At 65.3% G+C, this 18,568-nt stretch carries 20 protein-coding genes; 7 read left to right on the plus strand and 13 right to left on the minus strand.

The features are described from left to right. The first annotated feature begins 50 nt into the window (after positions 1-50). From LI72_RS08625 to LI72_RS08635, 3 genes are all read left to right on the plus strand, one after another. A complete protein-coding gene (locus tag LI72_RS08625) occupies positions 51-977 on the plus strand; it encodes a hypothetical protein (protein WP_156139555.1) in 927 nt (308 codons plus the stop codon). Positions 978-1,072: 95 nt separating this feature from the next. After that, on the plus strand, positions 1,073-2,005 hold the full coding sequence (locus LI72_RS08630) for a DMT family transporter (protein WP_081984791.1): 933 nt from the start codon (positions 1,073-1,075) through the stop codon (positions 2,003-2,005). Positions 2,006-2,114: 109 nt separating this feature from the next. Then, positions 2,115-3,350, plus strand: coding sequence for a NupC/NupG family nucleoside CNT transporter (locus tag LI72_RS08635; protein WP_033925525.1), 1,236 nt, complete (start codon positions 2,115-2,117; stop codon positions 3,348-3,350). A 16-nt stretch (positions 3,351-3,366) separates the two neighbouring features. Here LI72_RS08635 and LI72_RS08640 read toward each other — a convergent pair whose 3' ends face one another. Together LI72_RS08640 and LI72_RS08645 are read right to left on the minus strand one after the other, a co-directional pair. Beyond that, positions 3,367-3,603, minus strand: coding sequence for a hypothetical protein (locus LI72_RS08640; RefSeq protein ID WP_156139556.1), 237 nt, complete (start codon positions 3,601-3,603; stop codon positions 3,367-3,369). Between the two features lie 58 nt (positions 3,604-3,661). Next, positions 3,662-3,988 (minus strand): DUF962 domain-containing protein, encoded by a 327-nt coding sequence (locus tag LI72_RS08645; protein WP_033925527.1) that lies wholly within the window; start codon positions 3,986-3,988, stop codon positions 3,662-3,664. Between the two features lie 36 nt (positions 3,989-4,024). Here LI72_RS08645 and LI72_RS08650 point away from each other — a divergent pair, with 36 nt between their 5' ends. Continuing rightward, complete coding sequence (locus tag LI72_RS08650; RefSeq protein WP_033925528.1) at positions 4,025-4,426, plus strand: gamma-glutamylcyclotransferase family protein; 402 nt, start codon at positions 4,025-4,027, stop codon at positions 4,424-4,426. On the opposite strand, the gene LI72_RS08655 is transcribed toward LI72_RS08650, so the two are convergent. The 9 genes from LI72_RS08655 to LI72_RS08695 all read right to left on the minus strand — a co-directional run bounded on the left by LI72_RS08655 (position 4,423) and on the right by LI72_RS08695 (position 14,410). After that, positions 4,423-6,063 carry a flotillin family protein gene (locus LI72_RS08655; RefSeq protein WP_231562470.1) on the minus strand — a complete coding sequence of 547 codons (1,641 nt, stop codon included), beginning with the start codon at positions 6,061-6,063 and terminating at the stop codon, positions 4,423-4,425. The genes LI72_RS08650 and LI72_RS08655 overlap by 4 nt on opposite strands. 192 nt (positions 6,064-6,255) lie before the next feature. Then, positions 6,256-6,522 carry a DUF6959 family protein gene (locus LI72_RS20715; RefSeq protein WP_443018116.1) on the minus strand — a complete coding sequence of 89 codons (267 nt, stop codon included), beginning with the start codon at positions 6,520-6,522 and terminating at the stop codon, positions 6,256-6,258. Between the two features lie 115 nt (positions 6,523-6,637). Beyond that, a complete protein-coding gene (locus tag LI72_RS08665; protein ID WP_331378202.1) occupies positions 6,638-7,264 on the minus strand; it encodes a YqiJ family protein in 627 nt (208 codons plus the stop codon). After that, the gene (locus LI72_RS08670) at positions 7,261-7,983 is read right to left on the minus strand and encodes a hypothetical protein (RefSeq protein WP_033925532.1); all 723 of its coding nucleotides are present in this window, start codon (positions 7,981-7,983) and stop codon (positions 7,261-7,263) included. Before LI72_RS08670 ends, LI72_RS08665 begins: the two co-directional genes overlap by 4 nt. 13 nt (positions 7,984-7,996) lie before the next feature. Beyond that, complete coding sequence (locus LI72_RS08675; RefSeq protein ID WP_033925533.1) at positions 7,997-9,208, minus strand: toxic anion resistance protein; 1,212 nt, start codon at positions 9,206-9,208, stop codon at positions 7,997-7,999. A 135-nt stretch (positions 9,209-9,343) separates the two neighbouring features. After that, positions 9,344-11,527 (minus strand): response regulator, encoded by a 2,184-nt coding sequence (locus LI72_RS08680; protein WP_231562413.1) that lies wholly within the window; start codon positions 11,525-11,527, stop codon positions 9,344-9,346. A gap of 132 nt (positions 11,528-11,659) precedes the next feature. Further along, positions 11,660-11,989: a hypothetical protein gene (locus LI72_RS08685; protein ID WP_156139557.1), complete on the minus strand. Its 330-nt coding sequence runs from the start codon at positions 11,987-11,989 to the stop codon at positions 11,660-11,662. Between the two features lie 197 nt (positions 11,990-12,186). After that, complete coding sequence (locus LI72_RS08690) at positions 12,187-12,612, minus strand: hypothetical protein (protein WP_033925535.1); 426 nt, start codon at positions 12,610-12,612, stop codon at positions 12,187-12,189. A gap of 70 nt (positions 12,613-12,682) precedes the next feature. Then, entirely contained in the window at positions 12,683-14,410 is a 1,728-nt protein-coding gene (locus LI72_RS08695; RefSeq protein WP_033925536.1) for a fatty acyl-AMP ligase, read from the minus strand. Positions 14,411-14,617: 207 nt separating this feature from the next. Here LI72_RS08695 and LI72_RS08700 point away from each other — a divergent pair, with 207 nt between their 5' ends. From LI72_RS08700 to mtgA, 3 genes are read left to right on the plus strand one after another with little or no spacing between them, the layout of a single operon-like run. Continuing rightward, positions 14,618-15,184 (plus strand): regulatory protein RecX, encoded by a 567-nt coding sequence (locus LI72_RS08700; RefSeq protein ID WP_033925537.1) that lies wholly within the window; start codon positions 14,618-14,620, stop codon positions 15,182-15,184. Continuing rightward, entirely contained in the window at positions 15,181-15,687 is a 507-nt protein-coding gene (locus LI72_RS08705; RefSeq protein ID WP_033925538.1) for a DUF192 domain-containing protein, read from the plus strand. Before LI72_RS08700 ends, LI72_RS08705 begins: the two co-directional genes overlap by 4 nt. A gap of 7 nt (positions 15,688-15,694) precedes the next feature. Then, entirely contained in the window at positions 15,695-16,387 is a 693-nt protein-coding gene (gene mtgA, locus LI72_RS08710) for a monofunctional biosynthetic peptidoglycan transglycosylase (RefSeq protein ID WP_033925539.1), read from the plus strand. Between the two features lie 51 nt (positions 16,388-16,438). On the opposite strand, the gene LI72_RS08715 is transcribed toward mtgA, so the two are convergent. Both LI72_RS08715 and LI72_RS08720 read right to left on the minus strand, forming a co-directional pair. Further along, positions 16,439-16,660: a hypothetical protein gene (locus LI72_RS08715; protein WP_033925540.1), complete on the minus strand. Its 222-nt coding sequence runs from the start codon at positions 16,658-16,660 to the stop codon at positions 16,439-16,441. Between the two features lie 84 nt (positions 16,661-16,744). Next, the gene (locus LI72_RS08720) at positions 16,745-18,355 is read right to left on the minus strand and encodes a M23 family metallopeptidase (RefSeq protein WP_033925541.1); all 1,611 of its coding nucleotides are present in this window, start codon (positions 18,353-18,355) and stop codon (positions 16,745-16,747) included. Between the last annotated feature and the right edge of the window lie 213 nt (positions 18,356-18,568).

An 18,568-nucleotide genomic window follows, 5' to 3' on the forward strand; every position in this document is an offset into this window, starting at 1 on the left:
GGCATGCTAAGCCACAGGACCGACCCGGACGAAACCCGAGCGCCCGATCCATGTTGAGCAGATTGCTACCCTTCCGCCTGCAAGCCCGCCTCGACAACTGGCGGCATGATGCCGCGTGCCGTCCGGTGCTGGGCACCGCGCCGATCGTTCCGGCGCAGGACGGGCTGGTGATCTTCTCGATGATGGGCACTGCCGTGCTGCTGCCCTATCTGGTCGCGGTCAAATCCTTCTGGGGCCACTTGCGCCGGGGCCGGGTGGTGATCCTGTCGGATGGCACGCTGACCACTGAGGATCGCGAAGTGCTGGCCTGGCATTGCGGGTCGCCCGAGATCATCGATATCGCCGATGTCGATCACACCGGCTTTCCTGCGGGCGGGGCATGGGAACGCTTCCTGTCGATCCTCGACCGCCGCGGTGACGATTATGTCATTCAGCTCGACAGCGATACCGTGACTCTGGGTCATCCCGGCGTGGTCGCCGATGCGATTGCGGCCAACCACAGTTTCACGCTGCTGGGCGGGCCCGAATGGGATATCGGCGCCCGGTCGTGCACCAGCTTCACCCCGCCGGTCGCGCGGACCGCATCGGACGAACGCCATATCCAGTCGCGGATGGAACGGTCGCTGGCCAGCATCGCCGATGCCGAGCGGCTGCGCTATATTCGCGGGTGCGCGGGCTTTGCGGGCTTTGCACGCGGCGGCAACGGGCGCGAACTCGCGCGCTTTTTCGCCGACGAGATGACCCGGCTGCTCGGCCGCGAGGCGATGGCCGAATGGGGCAGCGAACAGGTGACGTCGAGCTTCGTGGTCGCCAACGATCCCGATCCGGTGCTGCTGCCCTATCGCCAATATGGCAATTACTGGGCGGACCCCTGGGATGCCGATTGCCGGTTCATGCATTTTGTCGGCGCGCACCGTCATGACGGCACCGCCTATCGCGATGCGACCCGCGCTGCCCTTGCGAAGATGGATCGCTGACACGGCCGCTGCGATCCCGGCCGCTGGACGCCATCCCCCCCATAGCGCGCTAGCCCCCTAGACACCGCCGCCGCCTCGGCCGATAGCGCTGGGCCATGGCCAGCGGACCCGTTCCCATTCCTGTCATCAAATCCGCCCCATGGCTGGCGGTGCTCGCCTGTCTGGGCGGGATGATGTTCTTCGGCGCGATGGACAGCGCGATGAAGGCGGTGACGATCGATATCGGCGTGATTGCAGCGCTGTTCTGGCGCTGCACGATCGGGTCGGTGATCGCAGGCGGGCTTTTCCTCGCCAAGGGAAACCGCCGCTTGCCCAGGGGGCCTGCGCTGAAGTTGCACGCGCTGCGCGGCACGGTGGTCTCGGGCATGGCGGTGCTGTTCTTCTGGGGGCTGGCACTCACCCCGATGGCCGAAACGGTCGCGATCACCTTCATCGCGCCGATCATCGCGCTGTTTCTGGCGGCGGTGCTGCTGAAGGAAAGGATCGGCCGCGGTGCGGTGCTGGCTTCGGTGCTGGGCTTTGGCGGCGTGCTGGTGATCGCGGGCGGCAGGCTGGGCCTGCTGGGTGGCGAGGTTGCCGATGAAGGCGGGGCGCAATGGCAGGGGATTGCCGCGATCACGGCATCGGCGGTGCTCTATGCCTGGAACCTCGTGCTGCAGCGCCAGCAGGCGCAGATCGCCAGCCCGCAGGAAATCGTGCTGGTGCAGAACCTGATCATGGCTTTCTGGATTGGCCTTGCAATGCCCTTTGTCGGCATGATGCCCGGCGATGCCGCCATGGCCGCGCCCATGGGCTGGGCGCTGCTGACGCTGGCGGCGGTGCTGGCCATCGTCTCGCTCTCGCTCCTGTCTTATGCCTATGCGCGGGCAGAGGCACAGGCGCTGGTGCCGCTGGAATATTCGATGTTCGTCTGGGGCGCGCTGTTCGGCTGGCTGGTGTTCGACGAGACGATCGGCTGGACGACGCTGGCCGGGGCCAGCCTGATCATCGCAGGCTGCTGGCAGGTGACCCGCAAGCAGCCGGGCTGACCGGCCTGCCGCAACGCAGCGCAGTTCGCGCTTCCCCCGCTGGCGCAATCTGGCTAGGCAGGCAGGGGGACAATCACACAATTCAGGCAATGGGGTACAAGCGCAAGCCATGACACGGATTTTGCTGGGGGTGGCAGGCATTGCGCTGATCCTGTCGATTGCTTTGCTGCTGTCGAACAACCGCCGCGCCATCCGGCTGCGCGTGGTCGGCGCCGCCTTTGCGCTGCAGACCAGCATCGCGGTGCTGGTGCTGTACATTCCTGCCGGGCGCGCTGCGATCCAGGGCATGGCGCGCGGTGTATCCAATCTGCTGGGCTATGCGCAGGCGGGCACCAATTTCATCTTCGGCCCGCTTGCCAGCCCGGATGTCGGCGGCAACAGCTTTGCCATCGCCGCGCTGCCGGTGATCATCTTCTTCTCGGCGCTGGTGTCGATCCTCTATTATCTCGGCATCATGCAGCGCGTCATTCAATGGGTGGGCGGCGCGATCGAGAAGCTGATCGGCATCACCAAGGTGGAAAGCCTGTGCGCCGCGGCCAACATCTTTGTCGGCCAGAGCGAATCGCCGCTGGTGATCCGGCCCTATCTTGCGGCGCTGAAGCCCGCGCAGCTGTTCACGGTGATGAGTGTCGGCATGGCGGGCGTCGCCGGCACGATCCTCGCGGCCTATGCCGCAATGGGAATCCGCATCGACTATCTGCTCGCCGCCGCGTTCATGTCGGCCCCCGGCGGCATCCTGATGGCCAAGATCATCATGCCCGACGATCCTGCCGATATCGCACACGAGGCGGTGATGCCGCTCGATGTCGAATATGAGGACGAACGCCCCGCCAATGTCATCATGGCAGCGGCCATGGGCGCACAGACCGGCGTCAAGCTGGCGGTGGCGGTGGGCGCGATGGTGCTGGCCTTCGTCGCGCTGGTGGCGCTCGCCAACGGGATTCTCGGCGGCATCGGCGCCTGGTTCAATATTGCCGACCTGTCGTTCCAGCGGATCGTCGGCTATGTGTTCGCGCCGATCATGTACCTGATCGGCGTGCCGTGGGACGAGGCATTGCGCGCGGGCGGCCTGTTCGGCACCAAGATCGTGCTCAACGAGTTCGTCGCCTTCATCGAACTGGGCGGGCCTGACGCGGGCCTGTCTCAGCGCACGATCGCCATCGTCACCTTTGCACTGTGCGGTTTTGCCAATTTCTCCTCGATCGCCATCCAGATGGCGGTGACCGGCGGGCTGGCGCCCAGCCAGCGACCGATGATCGCACGGCTGGGGTTGAAGGCACTAGCAGCAGGCAGCCTTGCCAATCTGATGAGTGCCGCTCTCGCGGGGTTGCTCATCACGGTCTGATGGGTTCAGGCTGGCATCAGGGCTGGGTGAAGGATGGCGGGTCGGAGGCGTCCATCGATTCCTCGATGGCTTCGTCCAGATCGGCTTCGCTGACATCGTCCTTGTCCATGTCGGGCTCGGTCGATGGTTCGTCATCCTGCTTCAGGCTGGTCTGCTTGGCACCGGCGCGCTGGGCGGTTTCCTCGGTGCAATCGACAGGTTCGTTGGCAGCGTCATCGTTGTCAGCCGGTTTGTGGTCTTCGATGTCGGTCATAAGGCTCTCCTTGGTGATGAGCATACGCCGGTCTCAAGTCCTGGTTCCTCACCCTGTATCAGCCCACCCCGGCGCGTTTCAGCTCTGGCCCCAGCCGTCCTGTCAGCCATAGTCCCCACATCCGGAAGTCCGCCGCCAGCGACCAGAGCGGATAGGTGAAGGTTGCAGGCCGGTTGCGCTCGATCCGCCAATGGCTGACCCAGGCGAAAAAATATCCCGCCACCGGCATCGCGGCGAACAGCAGCCTATTGCCGGTCAGCAAGGCGGCCAGCCCCAGCAGCACCACCAGCGACGTCCCCGCATAATGCCAGGCGCGGGTGAGGGGGCGGCTGTGTTCGGACAGGTAATAGGGCCAGAATTCGGCGAAGCTGGTGTAGCGTTGCATATCGATGTTCTCCCGCGCGCATGATAGGCACAGATCATGCCGTCAATCCAGACTCCGCCGCTGCTCTTCGTCTATGGTACGCTGCGCCGGGGCAGTGACCATCCCAACGCCGCGCGATTGGCGCACGAGAGCGAATGGCTGGGCACGGCCACGCTCACCGGCACGCTCTACCGTGTCAGCTGGCATCCGGCGCTGGTGCTGGAGGGCGACGACATGGTCACGGGCGACCTGCTGCGCCTCACCGATCCGACAGCCAGCCTGCCGTGGCTCGACGCGTTCGAAAGCTGCGGCCCCGATGATCCACCGCCGCATGATTACCGCCGCGAGATGGCTGCGGTCATGACCGCAAACGGTCCGGTGCTCGCAATGGTCTATGTCTGGAACCTCCCGCTCGATGGGCTGGAGAGGATGCCGGGCGGGGACTGGCTGGCGGGTTAAGTCGCCGCCGGGTCCGCCTCGTCGGCATTGGGTGTGGCCTCGATCTGCGTTGCGCCCGCCACCAGCCCGTCGAGCGAAGCGCCGTTGAGGCCCAGTTCCTTCATCAGCCCGTCGATGATCGGTGCCTGCGCGCGATAGCTGAGCGCGGCAGAGACCGCATCGCTGGCCAGGTTGCCGCTGCTGGCCATGCCGCTCCCGCCATTCGATCCGCCCGACTGACCGAGACCATCGACCTTGACGATCTTGATCGAATCGATGGCTTCCAAGGGCTTGGACGCCTCGCGGATGACTTCGGGCAGCACCTTGAGCAGCGCGAGCTTGGTTTGCAGCGAAATCTGATCGGAGGACAGCAGGTTCGCCGCCTCGTTGACCGCGCGCTGGCCCGCCGCTTCCACCTCGAAGCGCACCCGCGCAGCGTCTGCGCGCAGCTTTTCGGCCTCGGATTCGCCCTCGGCTTCAAGCCGTACGGCTTCGGCGCGGTTGGCGGCGGCGGCTTTCTCGGCTTCGGCCTCGACCTTGACGCGGATCGCGTCGCGCTCGGCCTGCTTGGCCGCCTCGATCAGCTCGATGCGCTTGGAACGCTCGGCAATTTCGGTCTCGCGCGCGGTGGTCACCTGTTCCTCGGCGGCGACTGCGGTGGCGCGCGCGGTATCGGCCTCGCCCTTGGCCTGGCTTTCCTCGCGGCTCTTGTTCTGGATGGCGATCTGCTGTTCCTGCCGGGCGATCTCGATCGCCTGCTGTTGTGCGATCCGCGCCTGCTGCACCGCGCGGTCAGCCTCGATCTGCTGGCTGTCGACCAGTTTCTTCGCCTCGATGCGTGCGGCTTCGGCCTCCTGGTTGCGCAGGGCCTGTTCGCGCGCGACCTCTGCCGCCTGTTCGGCGCGGCGCATCTCGATCTCGCGCTCCTGCTCCAGCCGCGCGAACTCGTTGTCGCGCGCGATCTCGAACGAGCGCTTGTCGGCCTCGAGATTCTTGGTCTCGATCTGGACGCGGGTATCCTGCTCGATGTCGTTACGCGCCTTCTTGCGCAGCTCGATCTGCTCGGTCAGCTTGGTCAGGCCCTCGGCGTCAAAGGCGTTGTTGGCGTTGAAATGCTCGATGCTGGTCTGGTCGAGCCCGGTGAGCGAGACCGATTCCAGCTCCAGCCCGTTCATCGCCAGATCAGCCGACGAGACCTGCTGCACCTTCTGCACAAAGTCGCTGCGCTGTTCGTGCAGCTGGTTCATAGTCATCCCCGCCGCGACCGAACGCAGCGCATCGACGAACTTGCCCTCGACCAGATCCTTGAGCGCTTCCGGCTGCATCGTGCGCAGGCCCAAAGTCTGCGCCGCCATCGCCAGCGCCCCCGCATCGGGCCGCACGCGCACATAGAATTCCGCCTTCACATCGATCCGCAACCGGTCGAGCGTGATCAGCGCGTCAGTATTCTTGCGCTCCACCGCCAGCCGCACCGTGTTCATGTTCACCGGCATCGTCTCGTGCAGCACCGGCAGCACCAGCGCCCCGCCATTCATTACGACCTTCTCGCCGCCAAAGCCGGTGCGGACGAACGCGATCTCCTTGGTCGCGCGGCGATACAGCCGGGTGATGATCAGCCCGAAGATCAGCAGAAACGCGAACACCACGCCGACGAGCATGGCGATGGTGATGACCCCGCTGGGGATGATATCGGACATGGGGGCTCCTTTTGGGGCAGGAATCGGTGGTTTCGTCCGCGAGGCTAACCGTTGACCATGCGCGTTGCGAGGACAATCGGAGCAGCCTTGGTGGTGATTTGCGCATTCCTTCACCCGCTCAGCCTGAGCTTGTCGAAGGCCCCGCTATTGGTTTTAGCCGGGAAAAGGTAACTCCATTCCATGCTCACGAAGGACTTGCGTGTAATAACTGACCCGCGACTGAAGCTGGTCAGCAAGCTCCTTGATGTCATGCCAGTGATCTGACCCAGGCTCAGCACCAGCAAGTGCATGTGCTGCCATGCTGCTGAGGTTATGCAACGTATCGCCCTGAATCAGCATTCCCGGGAACTGGCGCCCCGGAAGTCGGATTATGGCAACGTTAGTAGCTTCAGAGTACAATTCGACTGATTCTGTTCGCATATTTACGTCGCTCCGTAAGCAATGCCTTCGCTCCTCGATGATCGAAATGGGGGCGAGGCGTTCAGAGATCGTGGTTGTCGCGGAGCATACATTGTACGCTGGACACCCGCTTCCCTCACAACCCCGGCAGAAAATGGCCACCCTTGCTGATCGCCTTGAACGTCTCGCCGTCGCGGCGCACCAGCAGGATCTCCTCGCCCTCGTGCAGCACCTGATCGGCGTTATCCGGTTCGACCATCACGAAATGCGGGTGGCCGTGGACGTCGGTGACGCGGGCTCTGGCCGGGGAGCCGGGGCGGGCGGTGCCGGTCTGGATGGTGGCGAAGCGACCGACAAGCGAGTCGACGGCGACGGCGGTGGTCTCGTCCTGCGGCATCACGCGCGCGAGCCATCGGGCCGCGCCGCCGGTGATCGGCAGCGAGGCGACCAGTGCGACCGGCCCTGCCAGCCACGCGCTCGCGAGGCTTCCCGTCAGCGCTAGCCAGAATTGCTGCCCGGCATAGCCCAGCACACCGAAGATCATCAGGAACAGCGCCAGCCACAGCAGCAAAGGCAGGCGGCCCAGGCCCAGCAATGCGAGCAGGCCATCGCTCGCCGCATCGCCGAAGTCGCTATCGGCGTCGAGATCGCCGAGGCCAGCGGCTTGCAAGGCCCCGATCAGAAGCATCAGCACGATGGCGGCGGAAAAGGGGGTGTTCTGGATGGCGAGGAAAAAGTCGAGCATGCGCGCCAGACTAGTCACTGGCTGTCGGCAACACCATCATATTTCAGTTCCAGGAAACGCCCGCGAATGGCAAGCTTGTCGGCATCGCCCTCGGCAATCGTGCGGGTGGCGGTGGCGATTTCGCGTTCGATGACGCCAAGGCCATGCACCAGCTGTTCGTCCGGCGTGCGTTCGCCGCGCTTTTCCTGGCGCATGCTCGCCGGGATCTTGCGATAGCCGGTGATCAGCTCGGGCAGATGCTCGCCCACCAATTTGCGGATTTCGCGCGCGGGTTCGCTGTTCTCTTCCAGCGTCTGCAGCTGCGGGGCGAGCATATCGAGCTGCACGCCGATATTGTCGATCAGCGTGATCGCGGGCGCGGGCAGCGCGGGGCGCTGGCTTTCGAGCCAGATCTCGGTCTTGCCGGCGAGGACCTTCAACGGCTCCTTCGCCAGCTTCTCGGGCGTGGGGATGCGCAGTTTCATCGAACTGCCCAGCACCACGGTGGCGACGACCGCCGCCAGCACGGTGAGCAGCACGCCGTAAAAGCCGATGCCGTCGATGATCGCGCCAACGACGCCCGCGGTCACCAGGATCACGCCGATGCTGATCGCGATCGCTGCGATCTTCTTCCACAGGTGCTCGCGTTTCAGCGCGCGTGACTTGCTGCCGATCGACGGGCCCATCTGCACGCGGCGCTTGACCGCGGCGGCATCGGCAAGGATCTGGTCGGACTGGCTGGTCAGGGATTTGCTCATGCGGTCCGCTGCCTCAGGCCTCCAGCGAGCTGAGCAGCGACGGGCCCGACGATGCACCGCTGATCTGGCCCTGGCTGGCCCCCTCGGCGCGCGCGATATAGCCCTTGGACTTCTCGACTTCCTTGCTCAGCGTGTCGACCGTCTGCTTCATGCTGTCCAGCGCCTTGACCTTGAACGTGTCGATATTGTCCATCGTGTCATAGATGTTCTGGAAGGCGCGCTGCAGCGTCTCGACGGGGATCGTCGCCGAGGCGGCCTGTTCGTGGATCTTGGCGGTCTGCTCCTTGAGCATCGTTCCGGTCGAATCGATGATGTTGGCGGTGGTGGTGTTCAAGGCGGTAATCTGCTCGAGCACCAGCTTCTGCCCAACCAGAGCCTGCGCGACCGTGACAGCAGTACGGAGCGCCGCGACCGTGGTGGTGCTGGCGCGGTCGACGCCCTTGACCAGCTCGACATTGTTCTTCTTGACCAGATCGAGCGCGAGATAGCCCTGCACGGTCACCGCCATCTGCGTCAGCAGGTCCTGCGTGCGCTGGCGGACATAGAACAGCGCGGTTTCCTTGATCGCCTTGGCCTTGGCCGGATCGGTCATCTCCAGCTCGGCGGCCTTTTCCTCGAGCCGCGCATCGAGCGTCTTGGACACGTGGATCATCTGTTCGAGCTTGCCCATCGCCGCCCACAGATTCTGCCGTTCGACGTCGATCGCGGCATTGTCCATCAGCAGCTCGTCCTTGCCGCTCTGCAAGGATCCCAGGATCGACTGGATATGGCCCTGGCTCGACTTGTAGCTGTCGAAATAGTCGCGCATCTTGTTGCCGAAGGGGATGATGCCGAAGATCTTCTTGCGGGTGAACAGGTCGCCCTTCTTGCCGGGGTCGAGATCCTCGACCGTGCGGCGCAGCTGGGCGAGGTTGGCCCCGACCGAATTGTCGCTGTCCATCGCCTTGACCGGGCGATCGAGAAAGCGGTTGGACTGGCCCGCCGCATCGGTGATTTCCTTGCGGCCCATGTTGGTGATCTGATCGACGCGCTTGCCGAACTCGGGCGAGTTGACGTCCTGCGCCACCAGGTCATTGATGAAGCCATCGACCTTTTCGTCGAGCTTGGACTTCACGTCATCCGACACCGGCACCAGGCCGGTCGCATCTGCAGCCGTGACGACGGGCACCGGATCGGGAGCCTCCAGCGTGAGTTTCTTGTCCGCAATCGCAGTTTGCGTCGCCATGCCGTTCGCGCTCCCGTGTTTCGCTTTTCGCCCAAAATGAGGCGATACGCCTTTTCAGGCAAGCGATAAGTGTTACTGTGTTAAGATATCAATACAGTGGGAAAGTGCAAGGGAAATGCTGCGTTTGCAACGGTTCTAGGGTGCCAGCATTTGCCGGACCTTGACCGCCAGCGTATCAATCTGGAACGGCTTGGTGAGCATATCCATGCCATGGTCGAGAAAGCCGCTGCGCACCGCCGCGCCCTGCGCATAGCCGGTGACGAACAGAACCTTCAGATCGGGCCTGTCCTGCCGCGCGATTTCGGCCAGCTGCCGTCCATTGAGCCCGGGCAGGCCGACATCGGAGATCAGCAGGTCGATGGCGCGGCCCGATTGCAGCAGCAGCAGGGCTTCCTGGGCGTTCTCGGCCTGGCAGGCGGCATAGCCCAGCTCTTCGAGCACGTTGACGATCACCATCCGCACCGCGGGGTCGTCCTCCACCACCAGCACGGTCTCGCCCGCGCCGCCGGGCCGTGCGACGCTGTTCGGTGCGCTTGCCATCACCGGTTCGCCGCTGCGCGGCACGAACAGCTTGACGCTGGTGCCCTTGCCGAGCTCGCTGTAGATGCGGACATGACCGCCCGATTGCTTGAGAAAGCCGTAGATCATCGACAGGCCGAGGCCCGTGCCCTGGCCGATCGGCTTGGTGGTGAAAAAGGGTTCGAACACCTTGGTCATGGTGTCCTCGCTCATCCCCTGGCCATTGTCGGAGACGCTCAGCACGACATAGCTGCCCGGCTGCAGGTCCTCGCCGGTCTGCGCAAAGCCCGCATCGAGATGCATCGTCGTCGTCTCGATGGTCAGGTGACCGCCCCTGGGCATCGCATCGCGCGCATTGATGCACAGGTTCAGCAGCGCGTTTTCCAGCTGGTTGGCATCGGTGCTCGCCGGTGGCAGCGCCTGGGCGAGTTCGACCGCCATATCCACCTGCTCGCCCAAAGTCCGGCGCAGCAGATCCTCCATGCCCAGCACCAGCTGGTTGACATCGGTCGGGCGGATGTCGAGCGACTGGCGCCGTCCGAAGGCCAGCAGCCGTGCGGTCAGTGCCGCAGCGCGCTGGGCGGACGTCTCTGCCGCATCGAGATAGCGCAGCACCTGCTCGGGCCTGCCGGCATCCAGAAACCGGCGGATCAGATCGAGGCTGCCGATCACGCCGGTGAGCATGTTGTTGAAATCGTGGGCGAGCCCGCCGGTCAGCTGACCGATGGCTTCCATCTTCTGTGATTGCCGCAGCGCCTCGGCGGTCGCTTCGCGCTCGGCGATCGCCTCGGCAATGCGATGCTCGAGCGTCTCGTTGAGCATCTGCAGCGCCTGCTCCGATTCGCGCTTGGCGGTGATGTCGGTGAACAGCGCGGCCACCTGCCGGTCTGCAGGATCGCCGATGCGGAAGGCGTGGACATTGAACCAGCGGTTGTCGAGCACGCTGGCGCTGTGCTGTACCCTCTGGGGTTGGCCGGACAACCCGACCTCTCCATATAGATCAAGCCAGTATTGTTCGATCCCGGGCAGGACATCGCGGACCCAACGCCCTGCAACGTCAGCCAGGCCCGTATGGTCCGAAAACGCCCGATTGACCTCCACAAAGCGATAGTCAACGGCACGGCCAAGATCATCGTAGCGCATCTCCAGCACGGATATGCCTGCATCAATCGCATCGAACAGGCGCTGATAATGCTCTTCGCTGGACCTGCGCGCGGCTTCCGCCCGCATCCTGCTGGCAATTTCTGCTTCGAGGACGTGCGAGCGTTCATCGCGCTGGGCGACCGCACGGCGCAGCTCCAGCTGGGTCATCACCTGGCGGGCCAGGACCTCGAGCGTCAGGCGCTGGCGATCGGTAATGCCTTCGGGCCTTGGGCAGGTGTCGAGCACGCACACGGTGCCCAGCGGCAGGCCTTCCTGGGTCTTGAGCAGCGCCCCGGCGTAAAAGCGAAGACCGCCATCGACATTGACCAAGGGATTGTTGCGGAAGCGTTCGTCGAGCAGCGTGTCGGGGACGATGAACAGGTCGTCCTGCAATATCGCGTGCGCGCAGATCGAGACATCAAGCGGCAGTTCGCGCGCGCCGATGCCGATCTCGGCCTTGAACCACTGGCGGTCCGAGGCGATCAGGTTGACGACCGAGATCGGGGCGTCGAAGACATCGCTCGCCAGCCTGACGATATCCTCGAATTCGGGCTCCTTGGGGGTGTCGATGATGCCGTAACGCAGCAGGGCCGCCAGCCGTTCGGCTTCTGACCAAACGGGGGGCGGGCTGCAGGCGGGCGGCGGAATCGATGTCACGGCGTGACAGCTAACATGTTTCCTCCGAATCGATCATCGATTTTACGCCGCATCCTACCGCTGGCGGCGCTGCAGGTTCCCTAGGCTGCCGGGCAGCAGGGGCGGGCGAGCCAGGCCCGCACGCCACATGGTTCAGGTCCCCATGTCCCACAGCGCGGAACACACCACCGCCAGCAGCACGAAGATCACCAGCAGCACGACCATCTGCATCGGTGCATTGGCCAGCGCCTTTTCCTGTTCCTGTTCGAAGGCCGCGATCTTGTAGCGGATGGCCTCGTCACCCTTGAGCAATCCGATGTCCAGCAAAGGTCCGGACTTCAGAAAGTCGGTCAGTTGCTGCCGTTCGTCGTTGCTGATGTTGGGGTATCGCGCGAACACGGCCCTGATCCGCTGCTTGCGGGCGAGGGCGTCATCGGTGTCCGGCTTTGCGGGCGTGGCCGCAAGAGACTGGTGTTCGGTCATGGCAGATCTTTCGGAAATGGGGAGGTCGCATCCGGCGCGCGTGTTCAGCGCGCGGCACCGCATGCGGATGGCAGCAGCCAGGCGATGGCGCACACGGATGTGCGCGCGGAATCGGGCGCTGCATGGAACGCTCAGGCGCACAGGCCTCGCGATCGGCGTCGCGGGGCCGGTCGGTCAGTGAACCGCGGCGCGCTCGATCAGGCGGTGGCCGGCGGCGCTCTGGGCCCCGAGCCTGCGCGAACGAAGGTGTGCCGGCTGGCCTGCGGCTGGTCGGATGGGAAAATGGCCGTCAGCGCATAGGGCTGACTCGATAACGGGAGGGGCGGTGGTGGCAGGAGTGCGGCCACGTCACCGCCGCCGGTCAGCGCCGGGCGCTGGCGACGCTCTTGTGGCGCATAGACCGAGGCCTGCTCGTTTTCATCGCGGTTGAGCGCCACCTGGGTGGTCGCCGGGTTGAAGGCCGACCCCACCATCTGGCTGGCGGGCACCGAGCCGGGCAGCAGAGCGCTGGCAAGCGCAATGAACAGCGCAACGATGAGCCCGCTCGCGCAGGCGCGATGCCGTGATACCGGTGGATCCGGTTCGGCCGCGACGGGGCGTATCGGGCTCAGGGGCTCAGCCATCGCCGGTCCTATAGGACTGCAGGTGCCGCCGGTAAACCCGTGCGGCCGGATCGGGCAGCCGTCGCTGTGGTCAGGCCGCCAGTTCGTAGGGCTGGATCTCGCCGGACAGATACAGGTTGCGCGCCTTGGCACGGCTCAATTTGCCCGACGAGGTGCGCGGCAGGGTGCGCGGCGGCACCAGTTCGATCACGCAGTTCATGCCGGTGATCGAACGGACCTTCTCGCGGATCTCGTCCCTGAGACGACGGCGTTCGCCCTCGTCGGTGGTGCGGCACTGCACCAGCACCGCAGGCGCTTCTTCACCGGCAGGCGTGGTGATCGAGAACGCGGCAATGTCGCCGGACTTGAAGCCGGGCAGCTGCTCCACCGCCCATTCGATGTCCTGCGGCCAGTGGTTCTTGCCGTTGATGATGATCATGTCCTTGGCGCGGCCGACGATATAGAGATAGCCGTCGACCATGTAACCCATGTCGCCGGTATCCAGCCAGCCGTCGACCAGGCACGCCTCGGTCGCTTCGGGATCGCGGAAATAGCTGTGCATGATCGAGGGACCTGCGGTCCAGACCTTGCCGATCTCGCGGTCGGCCAGCACGCGGCCATCGCCGTCGCGGATCTCGATCGACATGCCGCGGCAGGCCTTGCCGCAGTTGACGATCGAGCGGTAACGGCGGGGCTTGGAGGCATCGACCGGTGCGCCCGACAGACGCTGTTCCTCGACCAGATCGACGACAATGCCCTCGCCCGGCGGCATCAACGTCACCGCGAGCGTTGCCTCTGCCAGACCATAGCTCGGCAGGAAGGCGCTGGCCTTGAACCCCGCCGGCGCGAATGCGTTGACAAAGGCCTGCATGACATCGGGGCGGATCATGTCCGCGCCATTGCCCGCCAGCCGCCAGCGCGACAGGTCGAAGCGCTCCTCGACCCGCGACTGGCTGCCGATGCGGCGCGCGCAGATGTCATAGCCGAAGGTCGGCGAATAGCTGCACGATGTGCCGGGGTTGCGGCTGATCAGGTCGAGCCAGGCCAGCGGACGCCGCGCGAAATCCTCGGTCTTGAGATAATCGGTCGAGACCTGGTTGGCGACCATCGAGAGCATGCAACCGACCAGGCCCATGTCGTGATACCAGGGCAGCCACGAGATACAGCGGTCGGTCTCGCAGACATGCATGCCGTGCGAATGCGCCGCCAGGTTGCTGAGCAATGCGGCATGCGTCACCGCGACACCATGCGGGAAGCGGGTCGATCCGCTCGAATACTGCAGATAGCAGATGTCGTCGGTGCTCGCTGCAGGAAGCTCGGCCTCGGGCGCGGCTTCGCTGGCAAAGCTCTCCCAGTCCAGCCCCTCGACGCCGCAGCGCAGCGCGGCCTCGCTGCCCATTTCGGCGAGCTCTGCCGGGTAGAACAGGAACTTGGGGTCGCTGGAGCGCAGCTGGACGCTCAGCTGCTCGACATAGCTTTCCTTGCCGCCGAAGCTGGTGGGCAAAGGCAGCGGCACCGGCCAGGCACCGGCATAGACCGCGCCGAAGAACAGCGCGGCGAATTCCGCGCCGGTTTCGGCGACGATGGCGATCCGGTCTTCCTTGCGCACGCCGCGCGCGATCAGCCGGCGGGCGTGGGCCAGCGCATCGGTGCGCAGTTCGCTATAGGGATAGGGCCGTACCAATGTGCCGCGCGGATCGTGGAAGTTGAACCCGCGTTGCCCAAGCGCTGCATAATCGAGCGCCTCGCCCAGCGTCGCGAAATCGGCGAACCGGCGCGTCAGGCTGTCGGCTGTTGGTGTTGGCTGCAATTGCGTCATCCGTATTACCCGTTGCTTTCCTGTGCGCGCTGCCGGTTGTCCGGTCTTTCGCGCTGCATGGCCAGAACCTCGCGGTCTGCCCATGCTCAAATGGATCGGGGATGAACGGCTTTTGTGACGGCCGCATCGCCCCGCAATACCCCAGCTATGGCTCTAGCCGAAGAGAGACGTTCTAATTTCGACCCGACTGTGGCACAAAAAAGGCGCATGACCGCTCCCCCCCGCCAGCGCAAGCGTGAAAAGCGCCCGCCCAAGCCGCTCGACGAGCAGGCGCTGAAGGATCTGGCGCTGCACTATCTGGGGCGGTTTGCCACCACCCGGGCACGGCTGGTGCAGTATCTGCAGCGCAAGTTGCGCGAGCGCGGCTGGGCTGGCGACGGCACGCCCGACTGCGAGGCCATCGCCGATCGCTGTGCGGAGCTGGGCTATGTCAACGATGCTGCCTTCGCCGAGATGAAGGGCGGGGCCCTGCTGCGCCGGGGCTTCGGTCCGCGCCGCGTCGAGCAGGCGCTGCAGGCTGCGGGCGTGAGCGAGGCGGACCGCGTGCCGCTGCGCGATGCAGGGCGTGATCAGGCGGCAAGTGCGGCCATCGCCTTTGCCCGCCGCAAGCGCATCGGCCCGTTTGCGCAAGAGGGTGCCGACCCGGACCGCAGGCGCAAGCAGCTGCAGGCCTTTATCCGCGCGGGCCATGATTTTGCACTCGCCCGCACACTCGTTTTCGCCGATAGCATGGACGAGATCGCGGGGCTGGAAGAGGACTTCGGGAAAGAATGATGGTGATCAGATATTGCGGGGCGATGCTGGCGACGCTGGCGCTGGTGGCGTGCAATGCCTCTGCCCCCGGCGATGCAGTGGCGCAGGGCACGGTGGCGGACAAGCCTGCCGCGTCGCCCGCCGGGCTCGATCTCGTGCCGCTGACCATCACGAGCGGCGGCAAGACGCATGCCTTCACCGTGGAAATGGCGCGCACATCGCAGCAGCAGGCCAAGGGATTGATGTTTCGCACCGAACTGGCGCCGGACATGGGCATGCTCTTTCCCTTCCCCCGCCCCAAGCCCGCCAGCTTCTGGATGAAGAACACCGTCATTGCGCTCGATCTGCTGTTCGTGCGCTCCGACGGCACGATCGAAAGCATTGCGGCCAATGCAGAGCCCTATTCGCTCGATCCGATCAGCTCGGGCGAGCCGGTGGCAGCGGTGCTCGAGCTGGCCGGTGGGCGCGCGGCAGAGCTGGGGCTGAAGCCCGGCGATACCGTAACCTGGCGCGACAGGGGCTGAGGCTGGCATGGCGGCACGCAAACGCGGGGTGATCGCCCGTCTGGTCACCCTCATCTTCAAGCTTGTCTTCGGCTTCGTGGCGCTGTCACTGGTGATGGTGGTGCTCTATCGTTTCGTGCCGCCGCCCACGACGATCACCATGCTGAGCGACGCCAATGGCGCGACGCGCGACTGGACCTCGCTCGATTCCATCGACCGCAACATGGTCTCGGCGGCGATCGCGGCGGAGGATGGCAAGTTCTGCACGCACAGCGGCTTCGACCGCGAGGCGATCGAGGAGGCTGTGCGGCGCAATGCCCAGGGCGGGCGAATTCGCGGCGGCTCGACGATCAGCCAGCAGACCGCCAAGAACGTCTTCCTCTGGCAGAATGGCGGCTTTTTCCGCAAGGGCCTGGAAGCCTGGTTCACCGTGCTGATCGAGGCGATCTGGGGCAAAAGGCGGATCATGGAGGTCTACCTCAACGTCGCCGAAACGGGAATCGGCACCTATGGCGTCGAGGCAGGGGCGCAGCGCTATTTCGGCAAGGGCGCAGCCTCGCTCAGCCGTGACGAAGCCGCGCGCATGGCGGCGGCGCTGCCGTTGCCCAAGAAGCGGTCGGTCAAGAACCCCAGCGGTTTCGTTCGGCGTTATGGCAACAATATCGCGCGGCGCATCCGCATCGTCCAGCGCGACGGGCTGGATGCCTGCGCGCGGCCCTGACATTCGGCCTATGGCGGCGCGGCGGGCTCTCCCGCACCGCCGACAGGCGTATCAGTCTTTCGGCTCCGGTACGCTCGGACCCTCTTCCGGCTTGACGGCGGCTCCGGTCCACCGCCCGTCCTCGGTCACCGCGGTGCCGGTGACATTGCGCGAATCGTTCGGCGCAAGGCCTCCGCCCTGATGCTTTTGGGTCTTTGCACCTTCGGCGGGCTCGTCAGCGTCCTTGGCCAGCGGCTCGCTTGCGGTGTTCGGGTTGGTGGGGTTGGTGGTCATCGGCGATCTCCATCGGGATGCAGCAGCTTGATCCTGATGCATTACCGTCCGAAGCCGTGAAACGTTCCGCAGCGGGTCGCCCGATCAGGCGATGGTCGTCCCTGCGATCCGCTCGATTTCGCGCTTGGGCTCGGCGGGGGCGGCGCTGGCTGGCGGGGTCAGCGATTGCAGCGCTGCGCCGGGGGTCACGCCCTGCAGCTGCTTGAGCCGTGCGCGGAAATTGACGAGTTCGCTGCCCGAGAGCTGCGCGCGGGTGGTGAAGCGGACCGAACCCGGATCGACCGCACGGCCGCCACGATACAGTTCGTAATGGAGATGCGGCCCGGTCGAAAGCCCGGTCGACCCGACATAGCCGATCACCTGGCCGCGTCGCACGCGGGTGCCGCTGCTCACCGCGATACGGCTCATATGGCCATAGCCGCTGGCGATGTTGCCGCCATGCGCGATGCGCACGAAATTGCCGTATCCGCCCTTGCGCCCGGCGTAGTTCACCACGCCATCGGCGGTGGCATAGATCGGCGTGCCGCTGCGGGCGCGGAAATCGATGCCGCTGTGCATCCGGCGGAATCCCAGGATCGGGTGGCGGCGATAGCCATAGCCCGATGTGATCGCGCCGTTGACCGGGCGGGCGAACTCGCCGCGCTCTTCGCCCACGCCCGAGGCTTCGAACCATTGCATGCCGTTGCCGCTCTTCCAGCGCAGCATCTGCGCGCGTGGCTTGCCGCTGCGCTCGAGGCCGGCATACAGCAGTTCGCCCATTTCGACCTCGCCGGTGGCGGCGCGCTTGTAGTCGACGATGATGTCGAATTCGTCGGTCGATCGGATGTCGTTGCCGATCGACAGCTGGCTGCCCAGCGTGCGCAGATAGGCCTGGATCGCGGCCGGCGGCGCACCTGCGGCGCGGGCCGAGCGATACAGGCTGGAGCCGACGGTGCCGCGGATGCGCAAGGGCGTCGCGTCGACCAGGATCGGCTTCTTGATCAGGTCGAGGTCTGATCCGGCGCGGACGATCTCGACGTTCATGTCGAACCGTGCGCGGAAGGTGATCAATTCCACCGGGCGCGGCTGGTTGCGGGCGAAGCGGCGGCCCAGCGTGATGTCGATGCGGGTGCCGTCGCGGATATCCTCCAGCGGTACCACCGACGAGACGAGATTGGCGACATTCTGCGCGTCACCGCTGCCGACCCCGGCGCGCTGCATCACGCGCATGAAGCTGTCACCGCGTCCGATGGTGGCGGCCAGTTCGATCGTCGGACGCTCGGGCGCCTGGCGCAGCGCGACCACGGCATCGGTTGCACCCATCGCGCGCCCGGTGTCGCTGCCGAACGCCATCGGCATGATCATCTGGCTGCGCAGTTCCTCCAGCGCCACGGGTGCAGGCGGCGTTGCAGCCGCCCCCAGCGGGTGGATGCCAGGCCACACGGCATAGGCGCCGGTGCACAGCAGGCACAGCGTCGCCAGCCCGCGAAACCATTCGAGGCTGCCGATGTTCTGGCCGAGGTCCGGCGTCCAGTTAGTCTCGTGGATGACATCGCGGGCCCGCTCCAGGCGCGCGCGCAGGGCCTTGAGGCCGGTCGCGGGCGCGGGCAGGGCGGGCGCAGGCAGCGCATCGGCCAGTGACAGTCTGGCACTGGCGGCGCCGGCCCCCAAAAGCTGTTCGCGTTGCTGAAACAAGACCGACCCTTTTACCGCCATTCCTCCCACACCGCGTCGCAGAACGGGCGTGATGGCGATTTCCCTCGCCCGGGAATCTTGTGGAGAACGCCGGTTAAAGTCAAATTAACCCGCGCGCCAAAACCGGAAGGCCGGGACGAGCGGTGCATTATGCCAGATCAGCGGCGCAACCTGTCCACAGGTGATTGCGCGGGCCGTCGAAAGGCTCTTGCAACTTGGCGGCACGGCCATGAT

The sequence above is a fragment of the Sphingomonas sp. 35-24ZXX genome (genome assembly GCF_000786215.1).
Taxonomy (GTDB): domain Bacteria; phylum Pseudomonadota; class Alphaproteobacteria; order Sphingomonadales; family Sphingomonadaceae; genus Blastomonas.

Bases quoted from the DNA above. Each gene is read 5' to 3' on its own strand.
- LI72_RS08625 (WP_156139555.1), top strand. From the start codon at position 51: ATGTTGAGCAGATTGCTACCCTTCCGCCTGCAAGCCCGCCTCGACAAC.
- LI72_RS08630 (WP_081984791.1), top strand. From the start codon at position 1,073: ATGGCCAGCGGACCCGTTCCCATTCCTGTCATCAAATCCGCCCCATGG.
- LI72_RS08635 (WP_033925525.1), top strand. From the start codon at position 2,115: ATGACACGGATTTTGCTGGGGGTGGCAGGCATTGCGCTGATCCTGTCG.
- LI72_RS08640 (WP_156139556.1), bottom strand. From the start codon at position 3,603: ATGACCGACATCGAAGACCACAAACCGGCTGACAACGATGACGCTGCC.
- LI72_RS08645 (WP_033925527.1), bottom strand. From the start codon at position 3,988: ATGCAACGCTACACCAGCTTCGCCGAATTCTGGCCCTATTACCTGTCC.
- LI72_RS08650 (WP_033925528.1), top strand. From the start codon at position 4,025: ATGCCGTCAATCCAGACTCCGCCGCTGCTCTTCGTCTATGGTACGCTG.
- LI72_RS08655 (WP_231562470.1), bottom strand. From the start codon at position 6,063: ATGCTCGTCGGCGTGGTGTTCGCGTTTCTGCTGATCTTCGGGCTGATC.
- LI72_RS20715 (WP_443018116.1), bottom strand. From the start codon at position 6,522: ATGCGAACAGAATCAGTCGAATTGTACTCTGAAGCTACTAACGTTGCC.
- LI72_RS08670 (WP_033925532.1), bottom strand. From the start codon at position 7,983: ATGAGCAAATCCCTGACCAGCCAGTCCGACCAGATCCTTGCCGATGCC.
- LI72_RS08675 (WP_033925533.1), bottom strand. From the start codon at position 9,208: ATGGCGACGCAAACTGCGATTGCGGACAAGAAACTCACGCTGGAGGCT.
- LI72_RS08685 (WP_156139557.1), bottom strand. From the start codon at position 11,989: ATGACCGAACACCAGTCTCTTGCGGCCACGCCCGCAAAGCCGGACACC.
- LI72_RS08690 (WP_033925535.1), bottom strand. From the start codon at position 12,612: ATGGCTGAGCCCCTGAGCCCGATACGCCCCGTCGCGGCCGAACCGGAT.
- LI72_RS08695 (WP_033925536.1), bottom strand. From the start codon at position 14,410: ATGACGCAATTGCAGCCAACACCAACAGCCGACAGCCTGACGCGCCGG.
- LI72_RS08700 (WP_033925537.1), top strand. From the start codon at position 14,618: ATGACCGCTCCCCCCCGCCAGCGCAAGCGTGAAAAGCGCCCGCCCAAG.
- LI72_RS08705 (WP_033925538.1), top strand. From the start codon at position 15,181: ATGATGGTGATCAGATATTGCGGGGCGATGCTGGCGACGCTGGCGCTG.
- mtgA (WP_033925539.1), top strand. From the start codon at position 15,695: ATGGCGGCACGCAAACGCGGGGTGATCGCCCGTCTGGTCACCCTCATC.
- LI72_RS08715 (WP_033925540.1), bottom strand. From the start codon at position 16,660: ATGACCACCAACCCCACCAACCCGAACACCGCAAGCGAGCCGCTGGCC.
- LI72_RS08720 (WP_033925541.1), bottom strand. From the start codon at position 18,355: ATGGCGGTAAAAGGGTCGGTCTTGTTTCAGCAACGCGAACAGCTTTTG.